Raw genomic sequence first — 19,018 nt, forward strand, 5'->3', positions numbered from 1 at the left:
TCCTTCCTTCAGTGGGTTACTCGGACGGGTTCGGGTTGTTCGGGGGTCAGCGCGTCGCGGCTGAGACAGAGCAACGCCAGCGCTCCCAGTACGGCGGCGATCACCATCGCGGTGCGCATGCCGAGGGCTGTGTAGCCGGACACTGCCCACGTCGTGGTCGCCAGCCCTGGCCCCAGCGAGAACCCGAGTTGCCGGGCCAGGCTGGTCGTCGCGCCGGCGGTGGCCAGGAGCTCCCGAGGGGCCGACGACATGACGGCTGACTGGTTGGGTCCGCTGAACAACCCGGCGCCGGCGCCTACGACCGCCAACCTCCAGGCCAGGTCGACAGCACCCCAGTCCGGGTTCAACGGGGCGGTGGCGAGCAGACCGACGACGAACAGTGCAACGCCGGACAACGCAGTACGACGGGTGCTCCACGCATCGGCCAGGGCTCCTGCGACAGGGGCCACGAGCAACGTTGCCAGCGGGAACGCCAGCATCGCGAGCCCAGCCGTCGTCGCGGACATCCTCAGCGTGTTCTGCAGATAGAACGGCGTCAGGAATACGAGAGCGCCGACAGCGGTGGTCTGTGCCACCAGCGCAAGATGCGGTCCGCCAACTGCACGGGTGCGCAGCAGGCGGCGTACGTTCTGGCTGGCGCGCATGCGTAGCCAGAGGTACAGCAGCGGGAGACCAGCAAGACCGAGCGCCAGCCAACCGAGGCCCCGACCGGCCGAAAGCGCCAGTCCGCCCAGCAGCGCGAGCGCCGCCGTTCCGAGTACTGCGACCTCGGCAACCATCGATAGCTCGGGCCGGCGCAGGGGCCCGTCGGCGCGAAGTTGGGCGAGGCCGATGCCGACCACGACCAGACCCACGGGAACGTTCAGGTAGAACGTCCACGGCCAGCCAAGGTTGTCGACCAGGAATCCACCCAGTACTGGGCCGGTGACGCCACCCAGCGGGCCCACGGTGGCCACCACGCTCAGAGCACGCCCGCGCGCTTCAGGCCGTACTGCGAGGGCGGCCAGGGCCGGACCGAGCGCGAACAGGATCGCCCCGAAGGAACCCTGCACGATCCGGGCACCGACCAACCAGGCGAGATTCGGAGCGAGTCCCGCGGCGACCCCGGCGACGACGAATCCGGTGGTCGAGAAGACCAGAGCAGACCGCTTGCCCACCTGATCGAGCCATGGTCCGACCGGCAGCGTCACGCCGACCAGCGGAAGCAGGTATCCGAGGACGACCCACTCCGCCGCGGCCGGAGACGCGTCGAAGTCCGCCTCGATGCTGGGCAACGCGATCCCGACGATGCTCATGTCCAGCATCGCCATGAACACCGCGAGACCCACGGCGACCACGAGCCACCAGCGATTGCCTTCAACCGGCGGGCGATCTCCCGCCACCGTGTCGCCGCGCATGGATCCTCCCAACAAACTTCACTTGGACTGCACTTTTAAAAGTACAGCGGCTCTGCAGTAAAGTTCAAGTGAGATGTGCAGGAGAGCTGCAGTTGCAGCGGTCGCGACCTGCAGGGCGAGCCGCGGAAGTCGAGGAGATGTCATGAGTACACCGATCCCGGTACCGCGGAACGCCCGCAGCAGGCGCACTCGGGAGGCCCTGCTGGACGCCGCCCGCTCCCTGATCGAGGAGGAGGGGTTCGACGTCATGACACTGGCCGCGGTCGCCGAGCGGGCCGGCGTCTCACCGCGTGCGCTGTACCTGCACTTCCCCTCACGATCCGAGCTGCTCGCCACCCTGTACCGGCACCTGGGCGACTCCGAGGACCTGGCCGCGTCCCTGGCGAAGGTGTGGGAGCAGGACGACGCCGTCAGCGCTCTCGACGAGTGGGCCCACCACATCGCCCGCTCCCATCCGCGGATCCTGACGATCAGCCGCGTCATCGAACGGGCCCGCAACGCCGACGAGGACGCCGCTGACCTGTGGCGTCTCACGATGAGCAACTGGCTGACCAGCTGCCGCCGACTGGCCAAATGGCTGGACGAAGAAGGCCGGCTCGTTCAGCCGTGGACCCGGTCGACTGCCGCCGACATGCTGTGGGCCTTGATGTCGTGGGACCTCACCGAACGCCTGACCGTCGACCGGCGGTGGTCCCGAGAGGCCTACGGCACCCGCTACGCCGCGATGCTCCACGCGACCTTCGTGGCCAACGGACCCAGGCACTGACGCACGGTTGTGGGCTTAGGCTGCGTGCCATGACTGAGGCACCACGACGCTCGGACGCGACCCGAGCCGCCATCCGCGCCGCGGCCCGGGAACGGTTCGCCGCCGACGGCTACGAGCGGGCCACCATCAGGGCCATCGCAGCCCATGCTGGGATCCATCCGTCGATGGTGATGCGGTACTTCGGCAACAAGGAGCAACTCTTCGCCGCGGTGGCGGAGTTCGACCTCCAACTGCCAGATCCACAGTCGATCGCGCCGGCTGACGCGGGCTGGGTCCTCGTCCGTCATTTTCTCGACCGATGGGAGGGCGACGACACGCTCCTCGCGCTGCTCCGGGCCGCTGTCACGCACACCTCGGCCGCCGAGCGGATGCAGGCGGCCTTCACGAACCAACTCACCGCCCTGATCGAGCGCCTGACCCCTGAACCTGCTCAAGCTGCAACCCGGGCCGGACTGGTCGCCACGCAAATGCTCGGCCTCGCGCTGTCTCGGCACGTGCTGCAGATCCCCTCGATGACCGAGCTCGATCGTGAGGCCGTAGTCGCCTGGCTTGGACCGACCGTCCATCGGTACATCACCGCTTCGACTTGAGCGTCTTTTCGCTACATCCCCGCTCTCTACCTGGTCAGCGTCGACCAGTTGACCGACCGCCAGCCGCTCCGTCAGTCGTCGAGCTTGCGGATGGCTCTCTCCCAGCGCTTGCTCCACGCCTGTAACGGGTCCAGTGCGGCGACGAGGTCTCGCCCGAGGGCTGTCAGGCGATAGCCATCGACGTCGCCGACCACGATCCGCGCCTCGGTCAGCTCGTTCAGCCGGGTGGCGAGCACGCTCGACGACATCTGGTCGCAGCGACGTTGCAGCTCCCGGAAACCGGCCGACTGTTGGTACAACTCCCAAACAACCCGAAGAGTCCAGCGGCGGCCCAGTAGGTCCAGCGCGGCCATCACCGGCCGCCCGGTCGTCGAACCGCGAACAGGGCTTCCCGGTCTCGGTGTGCGCGCTCCCGCCATACCTCGTTCTCCTTCCTGTTCAGCTCATCGCCCTCGGAGGAACCCGATACTTTCGAAACAGAAGCAGTCTACCCCAACCGGGCAGGACCCATGCACCTCGCAGTACTGCGCCGACAAACCCGCAGGCAGGGACTCACGGCGTTGTCCTGTTAGTCTCGACGACCTAGAGTCGCTGCTGAATTCGAAGCGAAGATCCATCATCGAACTAGAAATGGCGGAACCAGTCGATGCACCTGACAACTGAGGCGATCCAGTCCGCGGTCCGTGCCGCACTGACAGAGGACCGTGCGGCGGACGACGTGACCACGCGATGGAGCGTGCCCCGAGAGGCGCAGGCGGAGGCCACGATGATCGCCCGGCAGGCGGGACGGGTAGCAGGACTGACCGTCGTCGAGAACGTGTACGCCGCGATCGACACCACGGTCGTGGTCCAGCCGACCGTCGCCGACGGCGAGTCTGTCCAGCCGGGGCAACAGCTCGCACGGATCAGCGGCCCGGCGCGCTCCATCATTAGCGGGGAGAGGGTCGCACTGAACTTCGCACAGCGGATGTCGGGTATCGCCACCCTGACGTCGGCGTTCGTGGCGGCCGTTGGCGCGGCGGAGGTCCGGCTCCTCGACACCCGCAAGACTGCACCGGGTCTGCGCGCACTGGACAAGTACGCCGTGACCTGTGGCGGCGGGACGAACCACAGGCTGGACCTCGCCGCGATGGTGCTCCTCAAGGAGAACCATCTCGCCGCGTCCGGCGGGGTCCGCGCGGCGGTTCAACGGGTCCGGCAAGGCATGGCGGCAGAGGGCCGCGAGCTGGCCGTCGAGGTCGAGGTCACCAGCATGGAAGAGGCCCTCGAAGCGCTCGACTGCCAGGTCGAATGGATCATGCTGGACAACATGTCGCTCGACGAGATCGCCGCGGTCGTCAAGGAGCGCGACGCCTCCGCGTCCGCGTGCCGGCTCGAGGCCTCGGGCACGATCACTCTGGACAGGGTCGCGGACATCGCCGCCGCCGGTGTCGACGCCCTCTCGGTCGGCGCGCTGACGCACTCCCCCGCCGCCCTCGACATCACGCTTCTGGTGAACCGCACGTCGGCGTCGTAGGACGACCGCAGCTGAGTCGCCAGAGCTTTACGGGCCTAGGACCGGGCTTTCGGTGCGGGGACTAGGCGACCGGCTCGAGGACGAACAGCGGGATCTTGCGGGTGGTCATGGCCTGGTAGTCGGCGTACGCCGGAAACACCGCGACGGCCCGCTCCCACCACACCTCGTACTCCGCGCCCTCCACCTCGCGGGCGAGATACCCATGGGTGACTTCGCCGTCCTGCACGGTGACCGCCGGGTCGGCCTTGAGGTTGTAGTACCAGACCGGATTCTTCGCAGAGCCGCTGTTCGACCCGACCGCCAGGTACACGCCGTCGTGCTCGACGCGCATCAGCGGGGACTTGCGGATCTTGCCCGACTTGGCGCCGCGCGTGGTCAGCACTACCACCTTCAGTCCGTGCACGTCGATCACGTCGGTGGTCCCGGCCTCGGTGACCTTGTCGACCGAGTCCCGCACCCACGCGGCCGGGCTCGGGGCGTACTCCTCGGCGTTCGATGTCATATCACCAATCTAATAGTGATACGACAACAATCGGCAGCGTCTCACCTCTTGGCGACGCCGACGGTCACCGGGACAGAAGGATCACGAGCGTCGTTCTCGGTCGTTCCTGAGGTACTGCGGACGAGGCGGTCGCCGAGGTCTGAGCGGTGGTAGAGGACCGAGCGGCCGTGGCGGGCGGAGCTGAGGAGTCCGCCGGCGCGTAGTGCGCGCAGGTGCTGGTTGACCGCGGTCGGTGTGACGTCGAGGCGCACCGCGAGTTCGGTCGACGACGACGGCGCTTCGAGCAAAGCCATCAGGCGGGCGCGGGCCTGTCCGATCAAGCCGGCCAGGGCGTTCAGCGGCACGGTGGTGTCGGTTTCCCAGAGCGTCGCCAGGCCGCGCGCCGGATACATGATGTGGGGCGGTTCGTCGGGCGAGATCGGCACCGACGCCCTCCTGCTGAACAGCGACGGGACCAGCGTCAGTCCGCGTCCCGCGGTCGAGGCGCGGTACGAGTAGCTGCTGCGCAGACGCACGTACACGACGCCGCCCTCGAGGCGGACATGCGGGTCGATGTCGGCGAACATCGCCGCGAGACCGGACTGCGCCACGACCCGGCCGCGGTGGACGACGTCCGCCTCGAGGACGGTGCGCATCCGCTGCCAGTACGGCTCGAAACAGGCGTCCCAGTACTCCCTCAGCGCCACGAGCACACGGGCGAGCACCCGGTCCGCGCGGCCCCGAAGTACTGCGGGCAGCCCGGCCGGATGCACCTCCGCCAGATCCGCGCGGACGACGTCCGCCGATGTCTCGGCAAGGACCGCGAACTCGTCCTCGATCCGGCCGAGCGGCGTGTACGGCCGTGGGGTGAGGAAGTCCGGCGTCCACAGCGCTTCGTTCGTCAAGGCGCGGAGCAGCTCCGACCGAAGGTCCGCACGCACCGGTTCGGTCGCGCGCAGCCAGGGCAGCTGCAACGGGAACCGGCCCGGATCGCGCAGGGTCCGCAGCGACAGGACCAGCTCGTTCAGCGGCGAGATCGCGAAGCGCACCTCGCCGAGATCGTTGTCCGCGAGCGCGTACTCGATCATGAAGCAATACGCTACATCAATGGTGTGGACAAACGTCCGGGTGCGACAACTGGCGCGTGCCTGAACTCCTCCGCGATCCGGTCGCGCGCGCACTCGCCTCCGCCATCGCCGCCCTCTCGTTGTCCCGTGGGATGTTCTTCGCGGTCAGCGCGCTGTACTTCACCCGAGGCGTCGGGCTGTCGCCGACGACCGTCGGCATCGGCCTCACCGTCGCCGGAGGAGTCGGCGTGTGCGCGTCGTACGCCGGTGGCCGTCTGAGCGACCGGTGGGGCGCCGATCGGTTACAGCAATGGGCCCTCGCCGCGAACGGCGTCGCACTGCTGGGCTATGCCTTCGCCGGCGATGTCGTCACCTTCGTCCTGGTCGCGGCCTGCGTCTCCGCCTCCCGCGGCCTGCAGAGCACTGCCCAGATGACATTGCTCGCCCGGTGGTACGTCGGCCCGGAACGCGTTGCCGTCCGCGCCCGGCTGCGCGTAGTGATGAACGTCGGTATCGGAATCGGCACGCTGCTCGCGGGTACGGCCCTGGTAGCCGACACGGCAACGGCCTACCGCCTGACGGTAGTACTGGTCGGCGCCATCACTGTCCTCGGCACGATCCCTCTGATCGGATTGCGCCGCAGAGTGTCCGGACTGGCGGAGCGGATGGACGCCTCGGCCGGCGCCGAAGTCCCGCGGGGCCCTTCTCCGCTGCGAGATCGGACGTACGTCGCCTCAACAGCACTCAACGCCCTGGTCGCGATCCATTTCGCGCTGACATCGGTCGGGCTGCCCCTGTGGGTGGCTGACCACACCGAGGCCCCGACCGTCGTCGTATCGGCGCTCCTGTTGGTCAACACCGGGTACGTGGCGCTCTTCCAGGTCCGCGCATCCCGGGGCACCCAGGATCTCCGCACTGCCGGACGGTCGGTGCGCCGAGCCGGCGTGCTCCTGCTCATCGCCTGCGCGCTCTTCGCCGTCGCGGGTCATCTTGGCGCCGCCGCGGCGACCGCCGTCCTCCTGGTCGGCGCGCTTGCTTCCTCAGCGGCCGAGACACGCGGTGAAGCCGGGAGTTGGGGTATGGCGTTCGAACTCGCCGACCCCGCTCGCGCCGGTGCCTACCAGGGCCTCAGCCAGACCGGCCTCGCCCTGGCGCTGATGCTCGGCCCGGCGGTCGTCACCACGACCGCGATCGACCACGGCACACCCGGCTGGATCGCCCTCGGCGCCCTCTTCGCGACCACTGGCACCGCCACCGCCGTCGTCGCGAACCGAGCCGCTGCACGCCGCGATCAACCCAGCACGTCCACCGTCAGCACCAGGGCTGCACGGTGCGGCGCTGGGGAACGCTCATGACGTGAGGCGGAAAACCGGCCAGGCGATCTCGGTGCGCCAACTGCTGGGGTCCTGGTTGTTCCGGGGGCCTACGGCGTACGTCTCCTGGACGGGTCCGGCTACGGACAGGGCATGCTCGTGGACCCACGTGGCGAGCCGGCCGTAGGTGACGTCGATGTCGTCGTGCGGGCCGCGATGGATGGCGGCCGCGAGCTCCACCGGCGGGAGCCTGACCGGGCGCACTCGTCCGTGCGACGGCGCTTCGGCCACGGGATAGTAGACGCGCACGGTACCGCGTCCGGCGGTGAAGAGTTCGTTGTCGTAGTGCCCGCCGGGCGGGCCGAGCCGCTCGTCGACGGCCGCGTCCAGCTCGGCCATCGCGCCGTCGTACCAGGGCAGGACCTCCTCGAGCGACACCACATCGGTGACCGCCGCAACCACCCGGGACGGCTCCGCCCGCAGTTCCACGTCGAGCTCGCCGTCCGCGGGACGAAGCAGCCGCTGCAACGCCGACACCGCCGCACGGGTCCGGTCGAGCGATTCCCGCAGCCGGTCGAGATGCAGCGCGATGAGCTCGGCCCGCGCGGCCGGATCGGGCGTGGACAGGATCTGCCCGACCTCGGCAAGCGGTACGTCGAGCTCGCGCAGCCGGTGGATCACCTGCGCCGACGGGATCTGCTCGGTCGTGTAGTACCGGTACCCGCTCGACGGATCGACCGCCGCCGGCTCGAGCAGGCCGCTCTCGTGGTACCGCCGGAGCGTCCGCACACTCAGGTGCGTCGCCCGCGCGAACTCCCCGATCGACAACCCACGACTCACGAGCACACCATGCACCCTCCCCCGGCGGGAGAGTCAACTCCTTGATCCTCCCGCGCGGAGAGCGCCCACTGTTGCCGGCATGGACCTGGAACATCGCGGAGCCGTCGTCAACGCCGTCGCCCCCGGAGCGATCCAGACCCCGCCGCCGACCGGCGCCGAATTCACCATCGACGGCGGCACCGTGCCGTCCGTCGGCTGAGGAGCAGACATGTTGCCCGACACGATCACCCGGTACCTCGCAGCCCACACCGCCCGTGACGCCGACGCCGCGATCCAGTGGTTCGCCGACGACGCGACGGTCACCGACGAAGGCCGGACCCACCACGGCGCCGACGAGATCCACGCCTGGCTGAGCAACGGCGCCACCGAGTACACGTACACCGCCGAGCTCATCGCGGCACACAGGCCGGACGCCCACACCTACGTCGCAACCCACCACCTCGAGGGCGATTTCCCCGGCGGCACCGTCGACCTCGATTTCGTCTTCACGCTCGACGACACCGACACCACCATCACCAGCCTCGCCATCGCCCCACCCGGGAAGCCGTGATCACCGCTCCGCGCTGCCCCGGAGCCATGACTGAAAACGTTCTCAAGCTCGGAAATTGTCAGCCTCACGCGTAGAACAAGGCGAAATTTCGAGGCCCTTCCATTGTCATGGGATCGTTTTCAGCGTAACGTCCGGCGGACTGGAAGCGGTGCGGGGGTCGGAGGAGATGACCATGAGGCGAATCGTGCTGGGCGCGGCCACCGCAGTGCTGGCCGTTCCGTTGGCGCTGTCCGGTTGCGGCGGCTCGGGCGGCGAATCGAGTGACGGGACCGTTCGGCTGACGTTCCGTCAGTTCGATCCGCCGAGCGAGATCGGCGGCCTGCAAGCGGTCGTCAAGGCGTGGAACGACAAGCACCCCGACATCCAGGTCGAGCTCGAGACACTGACCGGGGCGGACAGCGCGCAACAGTTCGCCCGCGAAGCGAACTCGGGGTCCGGCCCGGACGTCGTGCAGATCGCGAACGTCAACGTGAAGGACCTCGCGAAGCCGAAGATCCTGCTGTCGCTCGACGACCTCGCCAAGAAGGCGCAGCCGGAGACTCCGGTCGATCAGTTCCTGGCGCTCGACCTCGCGAAGTACGACGACAAGACCTGGGCGCTGCCCTGGACCGTGGACACGTTCGCGCTGGCGTACCGGCCCGAGCTGCTGGCGAACGCCGGCCTGAAGCCGCCGACCACCTGGGACGAGCTGGCCACTGCCGCCGGCAAGCTGAGCGACACGAAGGCGAAGCGGTCCGGCTTCTGCTTCACCGGTGCGAGCGGACCTGGTTCGGGCCAGTGGTTCCCGATCAACTACTACCTCTGGTCGCACGGCCAGACGCTCGTCAAGAAGGACGGCGACAGCTGGAAGGTCGGCGTCACCCAGGAAGCACTGCAGGCCGAGATCGACTGGTTCAACAACCTCTTCACGTCGGGTGCGACCGCCAAGTCGATGATCGCGGTGGAGTCCCTGACCGACCCGCAGCTCGTGGACGGCCTGGCCAAGGGGCGGTGCGCCATGACGTTGATGGCGCCGCAGACGTTCCGCAAGGCGAAGGCCACCGACCCGACGCTCAAGACCGCGCCGATGCCGAATGGACTGAAGGACGGCGCCACCCATCTCGGCGGCCGGATGCTCGGGATCAACGCCTCCACCGAGCACCCCGACGAGGCCTGGGAGTTCGTCAGGTACCTGAACAGCGCCGAGGCCTTCACGAAGATCGCCCAGTACCCCGCCGCCAGCTCGGTGCTGACGAAGATGAAGGTCCCGGCCGGCGAAGAGGGCTACCAGCAACAACTGCCGCACTCCGAGACCTTCGGGCGCTACATCAGCGGACCGGTGCCCGTCACCACCCTGACCAAGATCACCAACGCCCAGTTCGGCGCCGTGTACTCAGGGCAGACCGACAGCCGCACCGCCGCTGCGAACATCATCAGCCAGATCGAGAACGAGCTGAAATCGCGATGAGCACCATCCGGCCGCTGCGGCGCCGCAGCCCGTCCGGAGCACTGACGCCGTACGGACTGATCGCGCCGGGCCTGACAATCCTGATCCTGCTCTTCGCGGTGCCGGCCGCCTACAACATCTGGCTGTCCCTGCACGACGTGACGCCCTACGACGCACTCGGCGACGGCACGTTCGTCGGCGCCGGCAACTTCCGCTCGATCCTGACGAATCCACTGACCTTCGACAGCCTGAAGAACACCGTGCTGTGGTTGACGATCGCCACCGTCGTCATCCGGCTCGTCCTGGGACTCGGCATCGCGCTGTTGCTGCAAGCCCCGGTACTGCGTCGCTTGCGGTTGCTCGGCATCGCCCGGACGCTCGTCCTGATCCCGTGGATGATCCCGCCGACCGTCGCGGTCGCCGCCTGGCGATGGCTGCTGGACGGCCAGGCAGGCCTCCTGAACCAGCTCCTGATGCGCCTCGGCCTCATCGACCAGGGAGTGCCGTTCCTCGGTCAGACCAGCACGGTCTGGTGGTGTGTGGTGGCGATCATCTCCTGGCGCGAGCTGCCGTTCGTGATCATCGTGCTGATGGCGGGCCTGCAGGCGATCCCGCAGGACCAGTACGAAGCCGCCGCCATCGACGGTGCCGGGCGATTCCGGACCCTGTGGTACGTGACGCTGCCGAACCTGCGGCCGGTCCTCGGCGTCGTCGCGCTGATGATCACGATCGGCTCCTTCAACAACTTCGTGTACGTGTGGCTCACGACCGGCGGCGGCCCCGGGACCTACACCCAGGTGCTGGCGACACAGCTCTTCACAGCGGCGTTCGTCGACAACCAGTTGGGGTCGGGCGCGGCGATCGGACTGCTGATGTCCGCCTGCATGGTCGTGTTCACGCTGTTCTACCTCGGCGTACTGCGACGGAGGGCCGACGCATGACGGTGACGACGAGCGATCTGCGCGCCGACGTGGACGCGCCGGCCAAGCTCCTCCGGAGGCGACGGCTCCGGTCCTGGACCGGGGACGCCGTCGTCCTGGGCGCCGTGGCGGTCGTCCTCGCGGCGATGGTCTTCCCCTTCGCCTGGATGGTCCTGACATCGTTCCGGCCGGCGGACGACATGTTCGACCTCAACCGAATCCTGCCGGATCGCCTGACGCTGAACGGTTTCCGGAGTCTCTTCGCCAGTTCCGACTTCGGGCGCTACGTCCTGAACAGCGCGATCGTCGCTCTGGTCGCGATGGTGCTGTCGGTGGTGATCTCCTGCCTCACCGGCTACGCCTTCTCCCGGTTCGAGTTCCGCGGCAAGCGCTTCTTCATGGTGCTGGTGATCGCGGTGCATCTGTTCCCGTTCGTCATCCTGATCACGCCGCTGTACCTGTTCTTCTCCGAGGTGCACCTGCTCAACACGTACCAGGGCCTGGTCATCGCGTACGTCGCGCTGACGCTGCCGTTCGCGACGTACCTGATGATGGGGTACTTCGACACGGTGCCGAAGGGGCTCGACGAAGCGGCCCGGATCGACGGCTGCTCGACGCTCGGAGTGCTGTTCCGGGTGGTGTTCCCGATCGCCTGGCCGGGTGTCGCGACGGTCGCGATCAACACCTTCGTGATGGCGTGGGAGGAGTACCTGTTCGCCAAGGTACTGATGACCGACAACGAGCTGAAAACCGTGCAGGTCGGGTTGGGAGACTTCTTCGGCGAGTTCACAACGCAGTGGGACCTCGTCATGTGCGCGTCGGTGGTGGCGTCCGTGCCGACTATCGTCCTCTTTGCGGTGGCCCAGCGGCGACTGGTGTCCGGCCTGGCGACCGGGAGCGTGAAGGAGTGACGGATGAGTAGCAGGAACGTCCAGCGCAAGCCCCCGACGATCAGAGACGTCGCCGCCCTGGCCGGGGTGAGCATGTCCACGGTGTCGCGGGTGCTCAACGGCTCGGCGGCGGTGTCCGGCGATGCGGCCGAGCGGGTACGGCGGGCCGTGGACCAGCTGGACTTCGTGCTGAGCGCGTCCGCGCGCACGGTCCGCCCCGGTGTCCGGTCGATGACCTGGGGTCTCCTGGTCGACGCGGTCGAGTCGCACTACTTCAGCACTCTGATCGCGGAGCTGGATCGCGCGGCGCAGGAGCACGGATCCACCCTCCTGGTGTCCGTCACGCAGAAGGAGTGGGTGCGTGAGAAGCACCTGATCAAGGAGATGTCGAGCCGGCGGGTCGACGGGCTGTTCGTCGTACCGGCCAACGGTGACGTCCTGGGCGAGCGTGCCCGGATGTCGGGTGTCCCGATCGTGTACGTCGACCGGATCCCGAGCGGCGTGGTCGCCGATGTGGTCACCTTCGACTACTACCGCGCCATGGCCGAGCTCGTCGAAGGCCTGTGGGCGCGGGGCCATCGCAGGATCGCGTTCATCGGCGGCGAGGTCGACACCGATCCCGGATCGCGCCGCTTCGCCGCCTGGAACGACATCCTGAGCCGGCACGGGACCACGGCCGATCCCGGCCTGGTGAGCGTCGGGCATCTGGTCGCGGACACCGCCACCGAGGCAGCGGTGACGATGCTGCGCTCGGACCAGCCGCCGACGGCCGTCGTCACCACGACCGGGCTGCTGCTGCTCGGCGTACTCCACGGCATCGTGCTGGAAGGCGCGGACGTGGAGGTCGTCTGCTCGGAAGAGATCGACGCAGCGTTCCTTTCACCGGTCCCCCTCACCCTGGTGGCCGCGGACCTCGGCCTGCTCGTGAGCAACGCCGTCGAGCTGCTGACAGCACAGATCGACAAATCCAGCGACGGCCCTCCCGAAACCAGACTCCTGCCGACCGGGCAGATCCACTACGACGCAGTTACATCCTTGAGAGCGAGCCCGCAGTGACCCGACCCAACATCGTGATCGTCTACACCGACGACCTGGGGTGGGGTGACCTCGGCTGCTACGGAAGTCCCGAGGTCGAGACGCCGCACATCGACGCGTTGGCCGCCCGCGGGATCCGGATGACCGACTGGTACTCGAACTCGCCGGTCTGTTCACCGTCGCGCGCCGCGCTGCTGACGGGGCGGCACCCCGCGCATGCCGGCGTCGAGACGATCCTCGGGGCGGAACGGCGTACTCGCGGACTGCCTGCACAGAGCACGGTCGCCTCGTCGTTGGCCGCGGCGGGGTGGAAGACCGCGGTGTTCGGGAAGTGGCACCTCGGTGTCGAGCCGGGCTCCGCACCGCTGCGGTTCGGCTTCGATCGGCACTTCGGGTTCCGCGCCGGCTGCGTCGACTACTACTCGCACATCATGTACTGGGGCGTGCGGTACCCGATCCACGACCTGTGGTCGGACGACACGGAGGTCTGGCAGAACGGTGAGTACCTGACCGACCTGATCACCGACCGCGCCGTCGAGTTCATCGAGGACACGCAGGAGCCGTTCCTCTGCTACGTCTCCTACAACGCGCCGCACTATCCGATGCACGCACCCGAGGACGCGATGGCGAAGTTCGCGCATCTGCCGTGGGAGAAGCAGGTGATGGCCGCCATGATCAGCCGCGTCGACGACGGCGTGGGGCGCATCGTCGACGTACTCCGGCAGACCGGGCGATTGGACGACACCATCATCTTCTTCTCCTCCGACAACGGCCCGTCGGCCGAGGAGCGGAACTGGCTCGGCGGCGAGGAGATCGCCTACCCCGGCGGGTCCACCGGTGGACTGCGGGGGCACAAGGGATCGGTGTTCGAAGGCGGGATCCGGGTCCCGGGCATCTGGTCGTGGCCGGCTGCCCTGCCGGCCGGCGTGACGTGCGACGTACCGGCGATGATGATGGACGTCACGCCGACGATCCTCACCGCCGCCGGCCTCGAGCCGGATGCCGATGTCGACGGAACGAACCTGCTGCCTGTGCTGTCCGGAGCAGACCCCGAGCCCGACCGGGTGCTGTCGTGGGAGTACGAAGGCCAGCTGGCCGTACGTCGTGGACCGTGGAAGCTCGTCATCGACCCCGCCGACCGCCTCGGCGCACAACAGCAACCGGGCCACCTCCTCTTCGACCTGGCCGCGGACCCGCACGAGACACGCAACCTGGCCGCACAGGAACTTGCCGTCCTCGCCGAGCTCGAGAAGCAGGCGACCACCTGGACCGAGACCCTGGAGCAGTGGCGCAAACCTCCGACCGAGTGAGCGATCACAGGCTCGGCCGACGGCTGAGGATCAAGCGCGCGACGATGCCACTCAGGACCAGGCAGAGGGCGCTGACGCCGAGCTGGGTCATCTGCCAGGACCAGGTGAAGGCACTCAGCTCGCTGGTCACCTCGTGACTGAGGCGGCCGGAGCTGACCGCCGCCGCGTGGTCGGTGTCGCCGTCGAGCCTCGCCGACAGGAAGCCGAGCAGCGAGGCACTGAAGCCCGCGATGACGAGCGCCTCGGCGGCGCCACGCAGGGTGTTCAGGAAGCCCGCCGCCATCCCCACGGCGTCCGGCGGGACGAGACTCATCGCCTGACCGTCCGTGATGCCGAACGACGCTCCCATGCCGACGCCGATCAGCAGCAGTGGTACGGCGGTCACCGAGACGGTGTTGTCGGGGCGCAGCACCACGAGCCACAGGTTGCCGATGACAACGAGTGCCAAGGCGATCAGGATCAGCATGCGCGGTGAGGCTCCCCTGTTGACCAGCGTCACGGCGATCAGCGGCATCACCAGAACCGGCGTGGTCAGCAGCAGCATCGCCACGCCGGCGGCGGCCGGGGACAGGCCGGCGGCGACTTGGAGGTACGTCGGCAGGAAGACCAGGACGCCCAGGAATCCGATCGATGTCGTCAGTGTCGCCAGGCTCCATCCCAGGAATCCACGGTTCGCCGTCAGCTCGGGCGCCAGCACGGGAGACTCGCTGCGGCGCTGCAGTGCCGCGAACGCCACCAGCGCGAGCAGACCGACGACAAGCGCCACGACAACACGTGGGTCTCTCCACCCGAGCGCGGGCGCCTCGAGGACGGCGTACATCAGGACGGACAGGGCCAGCACGAAGGACAGGCTGCCCGGCCAATCAGCGGAACCGCCGGGCGAGCGCGACTCGCGCAGCCGGCCCGCGCCTGCGGCGACGAGCACGCCGATCGCCGCGAAGACGACGAAGCTGCCGCGCCAGCCGGTGGCTGTGATCAGCAGCCCGGACAGACTCGGCCCGATCGCGATACCGACACCGGCCACGGTTCCCATCAGGGCGAAGGCGCGATTCCGGGCCGCCCCGTCGTACGCCGAGGCGAGCAGCGCACCGCCCGCGGCCATGAGGCCGGCCGCGCCTGCTCCCGAGACGATCCGGGTCACGTCGGCGACCAGGATCGACGGGCTCACGGCCGTACCGAGGAAGCCCAGCGCGAAGGTGACCGCGGAGACGGCGAACACCCGCCGCCGGCCGACGCGGTCGGCGGTCGACCCCGCCACCAGGGTCATCGCGGCGAACGCCAGGTTGTACCCCGCGACCACCCAGTTCAACGGCGATCCGGACGCCTCCAGATCCTTCCCGATGCTGGGCAGCGCCACCGCCGTACCGGAGATCGACATCGCGACGAGCACCACGGCGACCAGGACCACGGGAAGGGTCAGGGGCGTGGCTCTCGCCGTCGACTCACTGGTGACACCCGATGCGCTCATGGCCGCTCGCTTTCACTGGTTCCGGAGAATGTGCCGGATCAGCTCAGCGCCTCAACCACGGTTGAGCGCAACCCTTTGACCTCAACCAAGGTTGAGGCACTAGCGTCCGTCTCAGTGTCAGGGTGATGTCGCCGCTCGTGCGGTGGTTGGATCCTGAGCATCTGGTGTCTGGCTCATAGCGTCCGTGCCGGCCCTCGGGTCTGGCGGGCATGCGTTTTGCCGGCACCGGGTGTGAAGGAGCCGGCCGGCGTGACTTGATAGGAGCGTGGCACCGCCCCCGACTGAGATGTGTCCGCCGGCCGGTCCAACCGTCCCTCGCATCTGAGTGAAGGAGGCAGCCTCCATGGTGTCACGGGTTGTTGTTGGTGCCGATGTGCACAAGCGGACGCACACGTTCGTCGCGGTCGACGACGCCGGGCGCAAGCTCGGCGAACTCACGGTGAAGGCCGACACATCCGGTCACGACAAGGCCGTCCGATGGGTCCAGCGTGAGTTCGGGGCTGAGGGTGTCGGGGTGAAGTGGGGCATCGAGGACTGCCGTCACCTGTCCGCGCGACTGGAGATCGACCTGCTCGACGCCGGGCAGCAGGTGGTGCGGGTGCCGCCGAAGATGATGGCCGAACAACGCCGTACTGCCCGCACCCGTGGCAAGTCCGACCCGATCGACGCGCTCGCGGTCGCCCGGGCCGTGCTGCGTGAGCCCGGCCTGCCCGAGGCGAGCCATGACGAGGCGTCGCGGGAGTTGAAGTTGCTGGTTGATCACCGCGATGATCTGGTCGCTCAGCGCACCCAGGTCATCAACCGGTTCCGCTGGCATCTGCACCGGATCGACCCCACCGTGGACCCGGCGCCGAAGGCGCTGAAGCGAGCCGCCACCCGCCGCCAGCTCGCGGAGTTCCTGGCCGGCCGGTCCGGGATCGATGCGCGGCTGGCCCGCGAGCTCCTCGCCGACATCGACGCGGTGACCGGGCGGGTGAACGCGCTGGAGAAGGAGATCGCCGCCCTGGCAGTTGTCCAGGCTCCCGCGCTGCTCGAGCTGCCCGGCTGTGGCGCGCTGACCGCGGCGAAGATCGTCGGTGAGACCGCCGGGATCGCCCGGTTCGCTCACGAGGCCAAGTACGCCATGCACGCCGGGGCCGCACCGATCCCGGTCTGGTCCGGGCGCACCAAAGGCCGGGTCCGGCTGAACAAGTCCGGCAACCGCCAGCTCAACGCCGCCTTGCACCGCATCGCGGTCACCCAGATCCGTCGCGGCGGCCTCGGCAAGACCTACTACGACAAACGCCTCGCTGCCGGCGACACCAAGACCGAAGCCCTGCGCTGCCTCAAACGGCGACTCGCCCGCGTCGTGTTCAACACCCTCAAAAACAACCCGTCAACCACGGCCGCCACCAGACTCGCAGCCGCGGCTTGACATAGGAGAAACCCATGGACGGGCAGGTGGACACGAACGTCCCGCTCACGATCGGTGAGGTGATCCGCCGTACCGGTGTGCGCGCGTCCGCACTGCACTTCTACGAGCGCAAGGGACTGATCTTCTCCTCGCGCGACGGCACCAACCAGCGCATCTACGCGCGCCACATGCTGCGCCGGATCTCGCTGATCATCATCGCCAAGCGCCTCGGCGTACCGCTGTCCGACCTGGTCGCTGTCTTCGCCGAGCTCCCGTCGGACCGGGCGCCCACCCACGAGGACTGGCAACACATGTCCCGGTCATGGAGGCGCCAGCTCCAGGAACGCCGCCGGATCCTCGAGAATCTCGAACACGAACTCACCGGATGTATCGGCTGCGGCTGCCTGTCCATGAAGGCCTGCGCTCTCCTCAACCCGGACGACACCCTGCAGCGGGAAGGCCCCGGCCCGGTCCGGCTCCAACGGCCGCCGGAGCCGCAGGTCAGGACGGGACGACAGGATTAGTCGTGGCGAGTTCGACGATCGAGTAGGAACTCGGGGGCAGCTCGAGCGTCAGCTCCTCGTCGAGCTTGGTCTCCTCCGAGTGCGCGGTGACGCGGTCGGGGTTCAACAAGGTGTTCATGGCCAGTGGGTCGTCGGTGTGGAGTTGCTCGACGCGGACGACGTTGGTGGCCAGCGGCCGGCCCAGGTCGACGGTCAGTCGTACGGCGTTCTCGCGATCGCGGTTGACGACCGACAGCCAGACCGTCGAACCACCCGGGTTCGCGGAGGCGCTGACGTCGACGGCCGGGATGTCGAGCGGTGTGCGTTCCAGTGTCTCGCCGGCGACGACATCACACGTGACGTCACCGGCGAGCGAAACCCCGCCGCTGTGGTGCCGCTGCATCCGCAACGGCCAGTAGACGCTCTCGCGCACCACGTGGTCGTCGGTCACGACCAGCGCCCCGACGACGTTGATCGTCTGGGCGAAGTTCGCGAGCGTGACGCTGGCGGCCTGGCGCTGCAGGACGTTGAGGAACGACGCCACGGCCAGCGCGTCGACCGTCCGGTAGCGGGTGTCGCCCGGGCGCCACTTCGGGCTCATCTCGAACCGGGTGGAGTCGGCGCAGTTCCACTCGGTGAAGGCCAGCTCCGGCTTCGGCGTACCGGGCTTCTCGCGTGCCACCAGGTCCACGAGGCCCTGGATCGCGACGATCGCGCTCTCCGTCCGCCACGGGCCGCTCAGCACCCGCGCGTAGTCGCCGTCCTCGGCAGTGGGGTCGAAGGGCCAGTACGTGTGCAGGGTCAGGTAGTCGATGTGCTCCCACGCCTCGCGGAGCAGGGCGAGGTTCCAGTCGACGGCCTGGTCCGGCTCGAAGCAGCCGAGCGCCAGCACCTTCAGGTCCGGGTCGAGGCGCTTGATCGCCTTCGCCCACTCGCGGCAGCGAACGGCGTTCTCCCGCGGCCCCACCTGGCCGATCTCCCAGGAGCCCCACTCCTCGTTGCCGATCTGCCAGTACCGGACGCCGAACGGTTCGTCGTACCCGTGGGAGCGGCGCAGGTTGGCCCAGACCGAGTCGCCGGTCCCGTTGCAGTACTCGATCCAGGCGAGCGCCTCGCGCAGGGATCCGGTGCCGGTGGTCAGGTTGATCTGCGGCTCGGCTCCGATCCGCCGGCAGTACGCGACGAACTCCGCGGTACCGAACCCGTTGCCGACGTCGTACCCGAAGTGCCAGTCAACGGTGCGCTCCCGCCGTGGGCCGATCCCGCGTTCCCACTCGTACGACGTCCCGGTGCAGCCGCCCGGCCAGCGCACGACGGGCGCGCCGAGCTCCGCCACCGCGTCGACGACGGACCGCCGCAGACCGGAACCGTCCGCGTCCGGATGATCCGGCTGGTGCAGCGCCTCGTCGGCCACCCACCGGCGCCGGGACAGGAACTGCCCGTAGATCTCCGGACGGATCGTCCCGTTCACGGTGCCGCGCAGCCTGAACGTCGCTCGGGTGCCCACTGGATCCCTTCCGCCGACTTATCTCCACCTGGAAGTTAAGTAGCGG

At 68.5% G+C, this 19,018-nt stretch carries 19 protein-coding genes; 12 read left to right on the forward strand and 7 right to left on the reverse strand.

What is annotated here, in order from left to right; genetic code table 11:
* Positions 1-8 precede the first annotated feature (8 nt).
* Positions 9-1,397 (reverse strand): MFS transporter, encoded by a 1,389-nt coding sequence (locus tag BJY22_RS38320; protein WP_167216836.1) that lies wholly within the window; start codon positions 1,395-1,397, stop codon positions 9-11.
* Between the two features lie 142 nt (positions 1,398-1,539).
* Here BJY22_RS38320 and BJY22_RS38325 point away from each other — a divergent pair, with 142 nt between their 5' ends.
* Both BJY22_RS38325 and BJY22_RS38330 read left to right on the forward strand, forming a co-directional pair.
* Positions 1,540-2,163, forward strand: a complete 624-nt coding sequence (locus tag BJY22_RS38325; protein ID WP_167216838.1) for a TetR/AcrR family transcriptional regulator — start codon at positions 1,540-1,542, stop codon at positions 2,161-2,163.
* 29 nt (positions 2,164-2,192) lie between these two features.
* Positions 2,193-2,753 carry a TetR/AcrR family transcriptional regulator gene (locus BJY22_RS38330; protein ID WP_167216840.1) on the forward strand — a complete coding sequence of 187 codons (561 nt, stop codon included), beginning with the start codon at positions 2,193-2,195 and terminating at the stop codon, positions 2,751-2,753.
* 71 nt (positions 2,754-2,824) lie between these two features.
* On the opposite strand, the gene BJY22_RS38335 is transcribed toward BJY22_RS38330, so the two are convergent.
* Positions 2,825-3,172 carry a winged helix-turn-helix transcriptional regulator gene (locus tag BJY22_RS38335; protein ID WP_202891456.1) on the reverse strand — a complete coding sequence of 116 codons (348 nt, stop codon included), beginning with the start codon at positions 3,170-3,172 and terminating at the stop codon, positions 2,825-2,827.
* Between the two features lie 227 nt (positions 3,173-3,399).
* Between BJY22_RS38335 and nadC the strand changes: the two genes are divergently transcribed.
* The gene (nadC, locus tag BJY22_RS38340) at positions 3,400-4,269 is read left to right on the forward strand and encodes a carboxylating nicotinate-nucleotide diphosphorylase (RefSeq protein ID WP_167216842.1); all 870 of its coding nucleotides are present in this window, start codon (positions 3,400-3,402) and stop codon (positions 4,267-4,269) included.
* Positions 4,270-4,330: 61 nt separating this feature from the next.
* Here nadC and BJY22_RS38345 read toward each other — a convergent pair whose 3' ends face one another.
* Together BJY22_RS38345 and BJY22_RS38350 are read right to left on the reverse strand one after the other, a co-directional pair.
* Entirely contained in the window at positions 4,331-4,771 is a 441-nt protein-coding gene (locus BJY22_RS38345) for a nitroreductase family deazaflavin-dependent oxidoreductase (RefSeq protein WP_167216844.1), read from the reverse strand.
* Positions 4,772-4,812: 41 nt separating this feature from the next.
* Complete coding sequence (locus BJY22_RS38350; protein WP_167216846.1) at positions 4,813-5,838, reverse strand: ArsR/SmtB family transcription factor; 1,026 nt, start codon at positions 5,836-5,838, stop codon at positions 4,813-4,815.
* Positions 5,839-5,894: 56 nt separating this feature from the next.
* Here BJY22_RS38350 and BJY22_RS38355 point away from each other — a divergent pair, with 56 nt between their 5' ends.
* The gene (locus tag BJY22_RS38355) at positions 5,895-7,172 is read left to right on the forward strand and encodes an MFS transporter (RefSeq protein WP_167216848.1); all 1,278 of its coding nucleotides are present in this window, start codon (positions 5,895-5,897) and stop codon (positions 7,170-7,172) included.
* On the opposite strand, the gene BJY22_RS38360 is transcribed toward BJY22_RS38355, so the two are convergent.
* On the reverse strand, positions 7,167-7,970 hold the full coding sequence (locus tag BJY22_RS38360; RefSeq protein ID WP_167216850.1) for a MerR family transcriptional regulator: 804 nt from the start codon (positions 7,968-7,970) through the stop codon (positions 7,167-7,169). The genes BJY22_RS38355 and BJY22_RS38360 overlap by 6 nt on opposite strands.
* Positions 7,971-8,178: 208 nt before the next feature.
* Between BJY22_RS38360 and BJY22_RS38365 the strand changes: the two genes are divergently transcribed.
* The 6 genes from BJY22_RS38365 (at position 8,179) to BJY22_RS38390 (ending at position 14,101) form a co-directional block, all read left to right on the forward strand.
* Complete coding sequence (locus tag BJY22_RS38365; RefSeq protein WP_167216852.1) at positions 8,179-8,520, forward strand: nuclear transport factor 2 family protein; 342 nt, start codon at positions 8,179-8,181, stop codon at positions 8,518-8,520.
* A gap of 172 nt (positions 8,521-8,692) precedes the next feature.
* On the forward strand, positions 8,693-9,967 hold the full coding sequence (locus BJY22_RS38370; protein ID WP_167216854.1) for an ABC transporter substrate-binding protein: 1,275 nt from the start codon (positions 8,693-8,695) through the stop codon (positions 9,965-9,967).
* Positions 9,964-10,887, forward strand: a complete 924-nt coding sequence (locus BJY22_RS38375; RefSeq protein WP_167216856.1) for a carbohydrate ABC transporter permease — start codon at positions 9,964-9,966, stop codon at positions 10,885-10,887. Before BJY22_RS38370 ends, BJY22_RS38375 begins: the two co-directional genes overlap by 4 nt.
* Positions 10,884-11,777, forward strand: coding sequence for a carbohydrate ABC transporter permease (locus tag BJY22_RS38380; protein WP_167216858.1), 894 nt, complete (start codon positions 10,884-10,886; stop codon positions 11,775-11,777). Before BJY22_RS38375 ends, BJY22_RS38380 begins: the two co-directional genes overlap by 4 nt.
* 3 nt (positions 11,778-11,780) lie before the next feature.
* Entirely contained in the window at positions 11,781-12,812 is a 1,032-nt protein-coding gene (locus tag BJY22_RS38385) for a LacI family DNA-binding transcriptional regulator (RefSeq protein WP_167216860.1), read from the forward strand.
* Positions 12,809-14,101 carry a sulfatase-like hydrolase/transferase gene (locus tag BJY22_RS38390; RefSeq protein ID WP_167216862.1) on the forward strand — a complete coding sequence of 431 codons (1,293 nt, stop codon included), beginning with the start codon at positions 12,809-12,811 and terminating at the stop codon, positions 14,099-14,101. The genes BJY22_RS38385 and BJY22_RS38390 overlap by 4 nt, the downstream gene beginning before the upstream one ends.
* Before the next feature lie 4 nt (positions 14,102-14,105).
* On the opposite strand, the gene BJY22_RS38395 is transcribed toward BJY22_RS38390, so the two are convergent.
* Complete coding sequence (locus BJY22_RS38395; protein WP_202891457.1) at positions 14,106-15,569, reverse strand: MFS transporter; 1,464 nt, start codon at positions 15,567-15,569, stop codon at positions 14,106-14,108.
* Positions 15,570-15,894: 325 nt separating this feature from the next.
* Here BJY22_RS38395 and BJY22_RS38400 point away from each other — a divergent pair, with 325 nt between their 5' ends.
* Both BJY22_RS38400 and soxR read left to right on the forward strand, forming a co-directional pair.
* Positions 15,895-16,983, forward strand: a complete 1,089-nt coding sequence (locus BJY22_RS38400; protein ID WP_337759787.1) for an IS110 family RNA-guided transposase — start codon at positions 15,895-15,897, stop codon at positions 16,981-16,983.
* Between the two features lie 14 nt (positions 16,984-16,997).
* Positions 16,998-17,486, forward strand: a complete 489-nt coding sequence (gene soxR, locus BJY22_RS38405; RefSeq protein WP_167216866.1) for a redox-sensitive transcriptional activator SoxR — start codon at positions 16,998-17,000, stop codon at positions 17,484-17,486.
* On the opposite strand, the gene BJY22_RS43205 is transcribed toward soxR, so the two are convergent.
* Positions 17,464-18,972, reverse strand: coding sequence for an alpha-L-arabinofuranosidase C-terminal domain-containing protein (locus BJY22_RS43205; protein ID WP_167216868.1), 1,509 nt, complete (start codon positions 18,970-18,972; stop codon positions 17,464-17,466). The genes soxR and BJY22_RS43205 overlap by 23 nt on opposite strands.
* Positions 18,973-19,018 lie beyond the last annotated feature (46 nt).

Origin of the sequence: Kribbella shirazensis (genome assembly GCF_011761605.1) — a bacterium.
GTDB lineage: Bacteria > Actinomycetota > Actinomycetes > Propionibacteriales > Kribbellaceae > Kribbella > Kribbella shirazensis.

Bases quoted from the DNA above. Each gene is read 5' to 3' on its own strand.
- BJY22_RS38320 (WP_167216836.1), bottom strand. From the start codon at position 1,397: ATGCGCGGCGACACGGTGGCGGGAGATCGCCCGCCGGTTGAAGGCAAT.
- BJY22_RS38325 (WP_167216838.1), top strand. From the start codon at position 1,540: ATGAGTACACCGATCCCGGTACCGCGGAACGCCCGCAGCAGGCGCACT.
- BJY22_RS38330 (WP_167216840.1), top strand. From the start codon at position 2,193: ATGACTGAGGCACCACGACGCTCGGACGCGACCCGAGCCGCCATCCGC.
- BJY22_RS38335 (WP_202891456.1), bottom strand. From the start codon at position 3,172: ATGGCGGGAGCGCGCACACCGAGACCGGGAAGCCCTGTTCGCGGTTCG.
- nadC (WP_167216842.1), top strand. From the start codon at position 3,400: ATGCACCTGACAACTGAGGCGATCCAGTCCGCGGTCCGTGCCGCACTG.
- BJY22_RS38345 (WP_167216844.1), bottom strand. From the start codon at position 4,771: ATGACATCGAACGCCGAGGAGTACGCCCCGAGCCCGGCCGCGTGGGTG.
- BJY22_RS38350 (WP_167216846.1), bottom strand. From the start codon at position 5,838: ATGATCGAGTACGCGCTCGCGGACAACGATCTCGGCGAGGTGCGCTTC.
- BJY22_RS38365 (WP_167216852.1), top strand. From the start codon at position 8,179: ATGTTGCCCGACACGATCACCCGGTACCTCGCAGCCCACACCGCCCGT.
- BJY22_RS38370 (WP_167216854.1), top strand. From the start codon at position 8,693: ATGAGGCGAATCGTGCTGGGCGCGGCCACCGCAGTGCTGGCCGTTCCG.
- BJY22_RS38375 (WP_167216856.1), top strand. From the start codon at position 9,964: ATGAGCACCATCCGGCCGCTGCGGCGCCGCAGCCCGTCCGGAGCACTG.
- BJY22_RS38380 (WP_167216858.1), top strand. From the start codon at position 10,884: ATGACGGTGACGACGAGCGATCTGCGCGCCGACGTGGACGCGCCGGCC.
- BJY22_RS38385 (WP_167216860.1), top strand. From the start codon at position 11,781: ATGAGTAGCAGGAACGTCCAGCGCAAGCCCCCGACGATCAGAGACGTC.
- BJY22_RS38395 (WP_202891457.1), bottom strand. From the start codon at position 15,569: ATGAGCGCATCGGGTGTCACCAGTGAGTCGACGGCGAGAGCCACGCCC.
- soxR (WP_167216866.1), top strand. From the start codon at position 16,998: ATGGACGGGCAGGTGGACACGAACGTCCCGCTCACGATCGGTGAGGTG.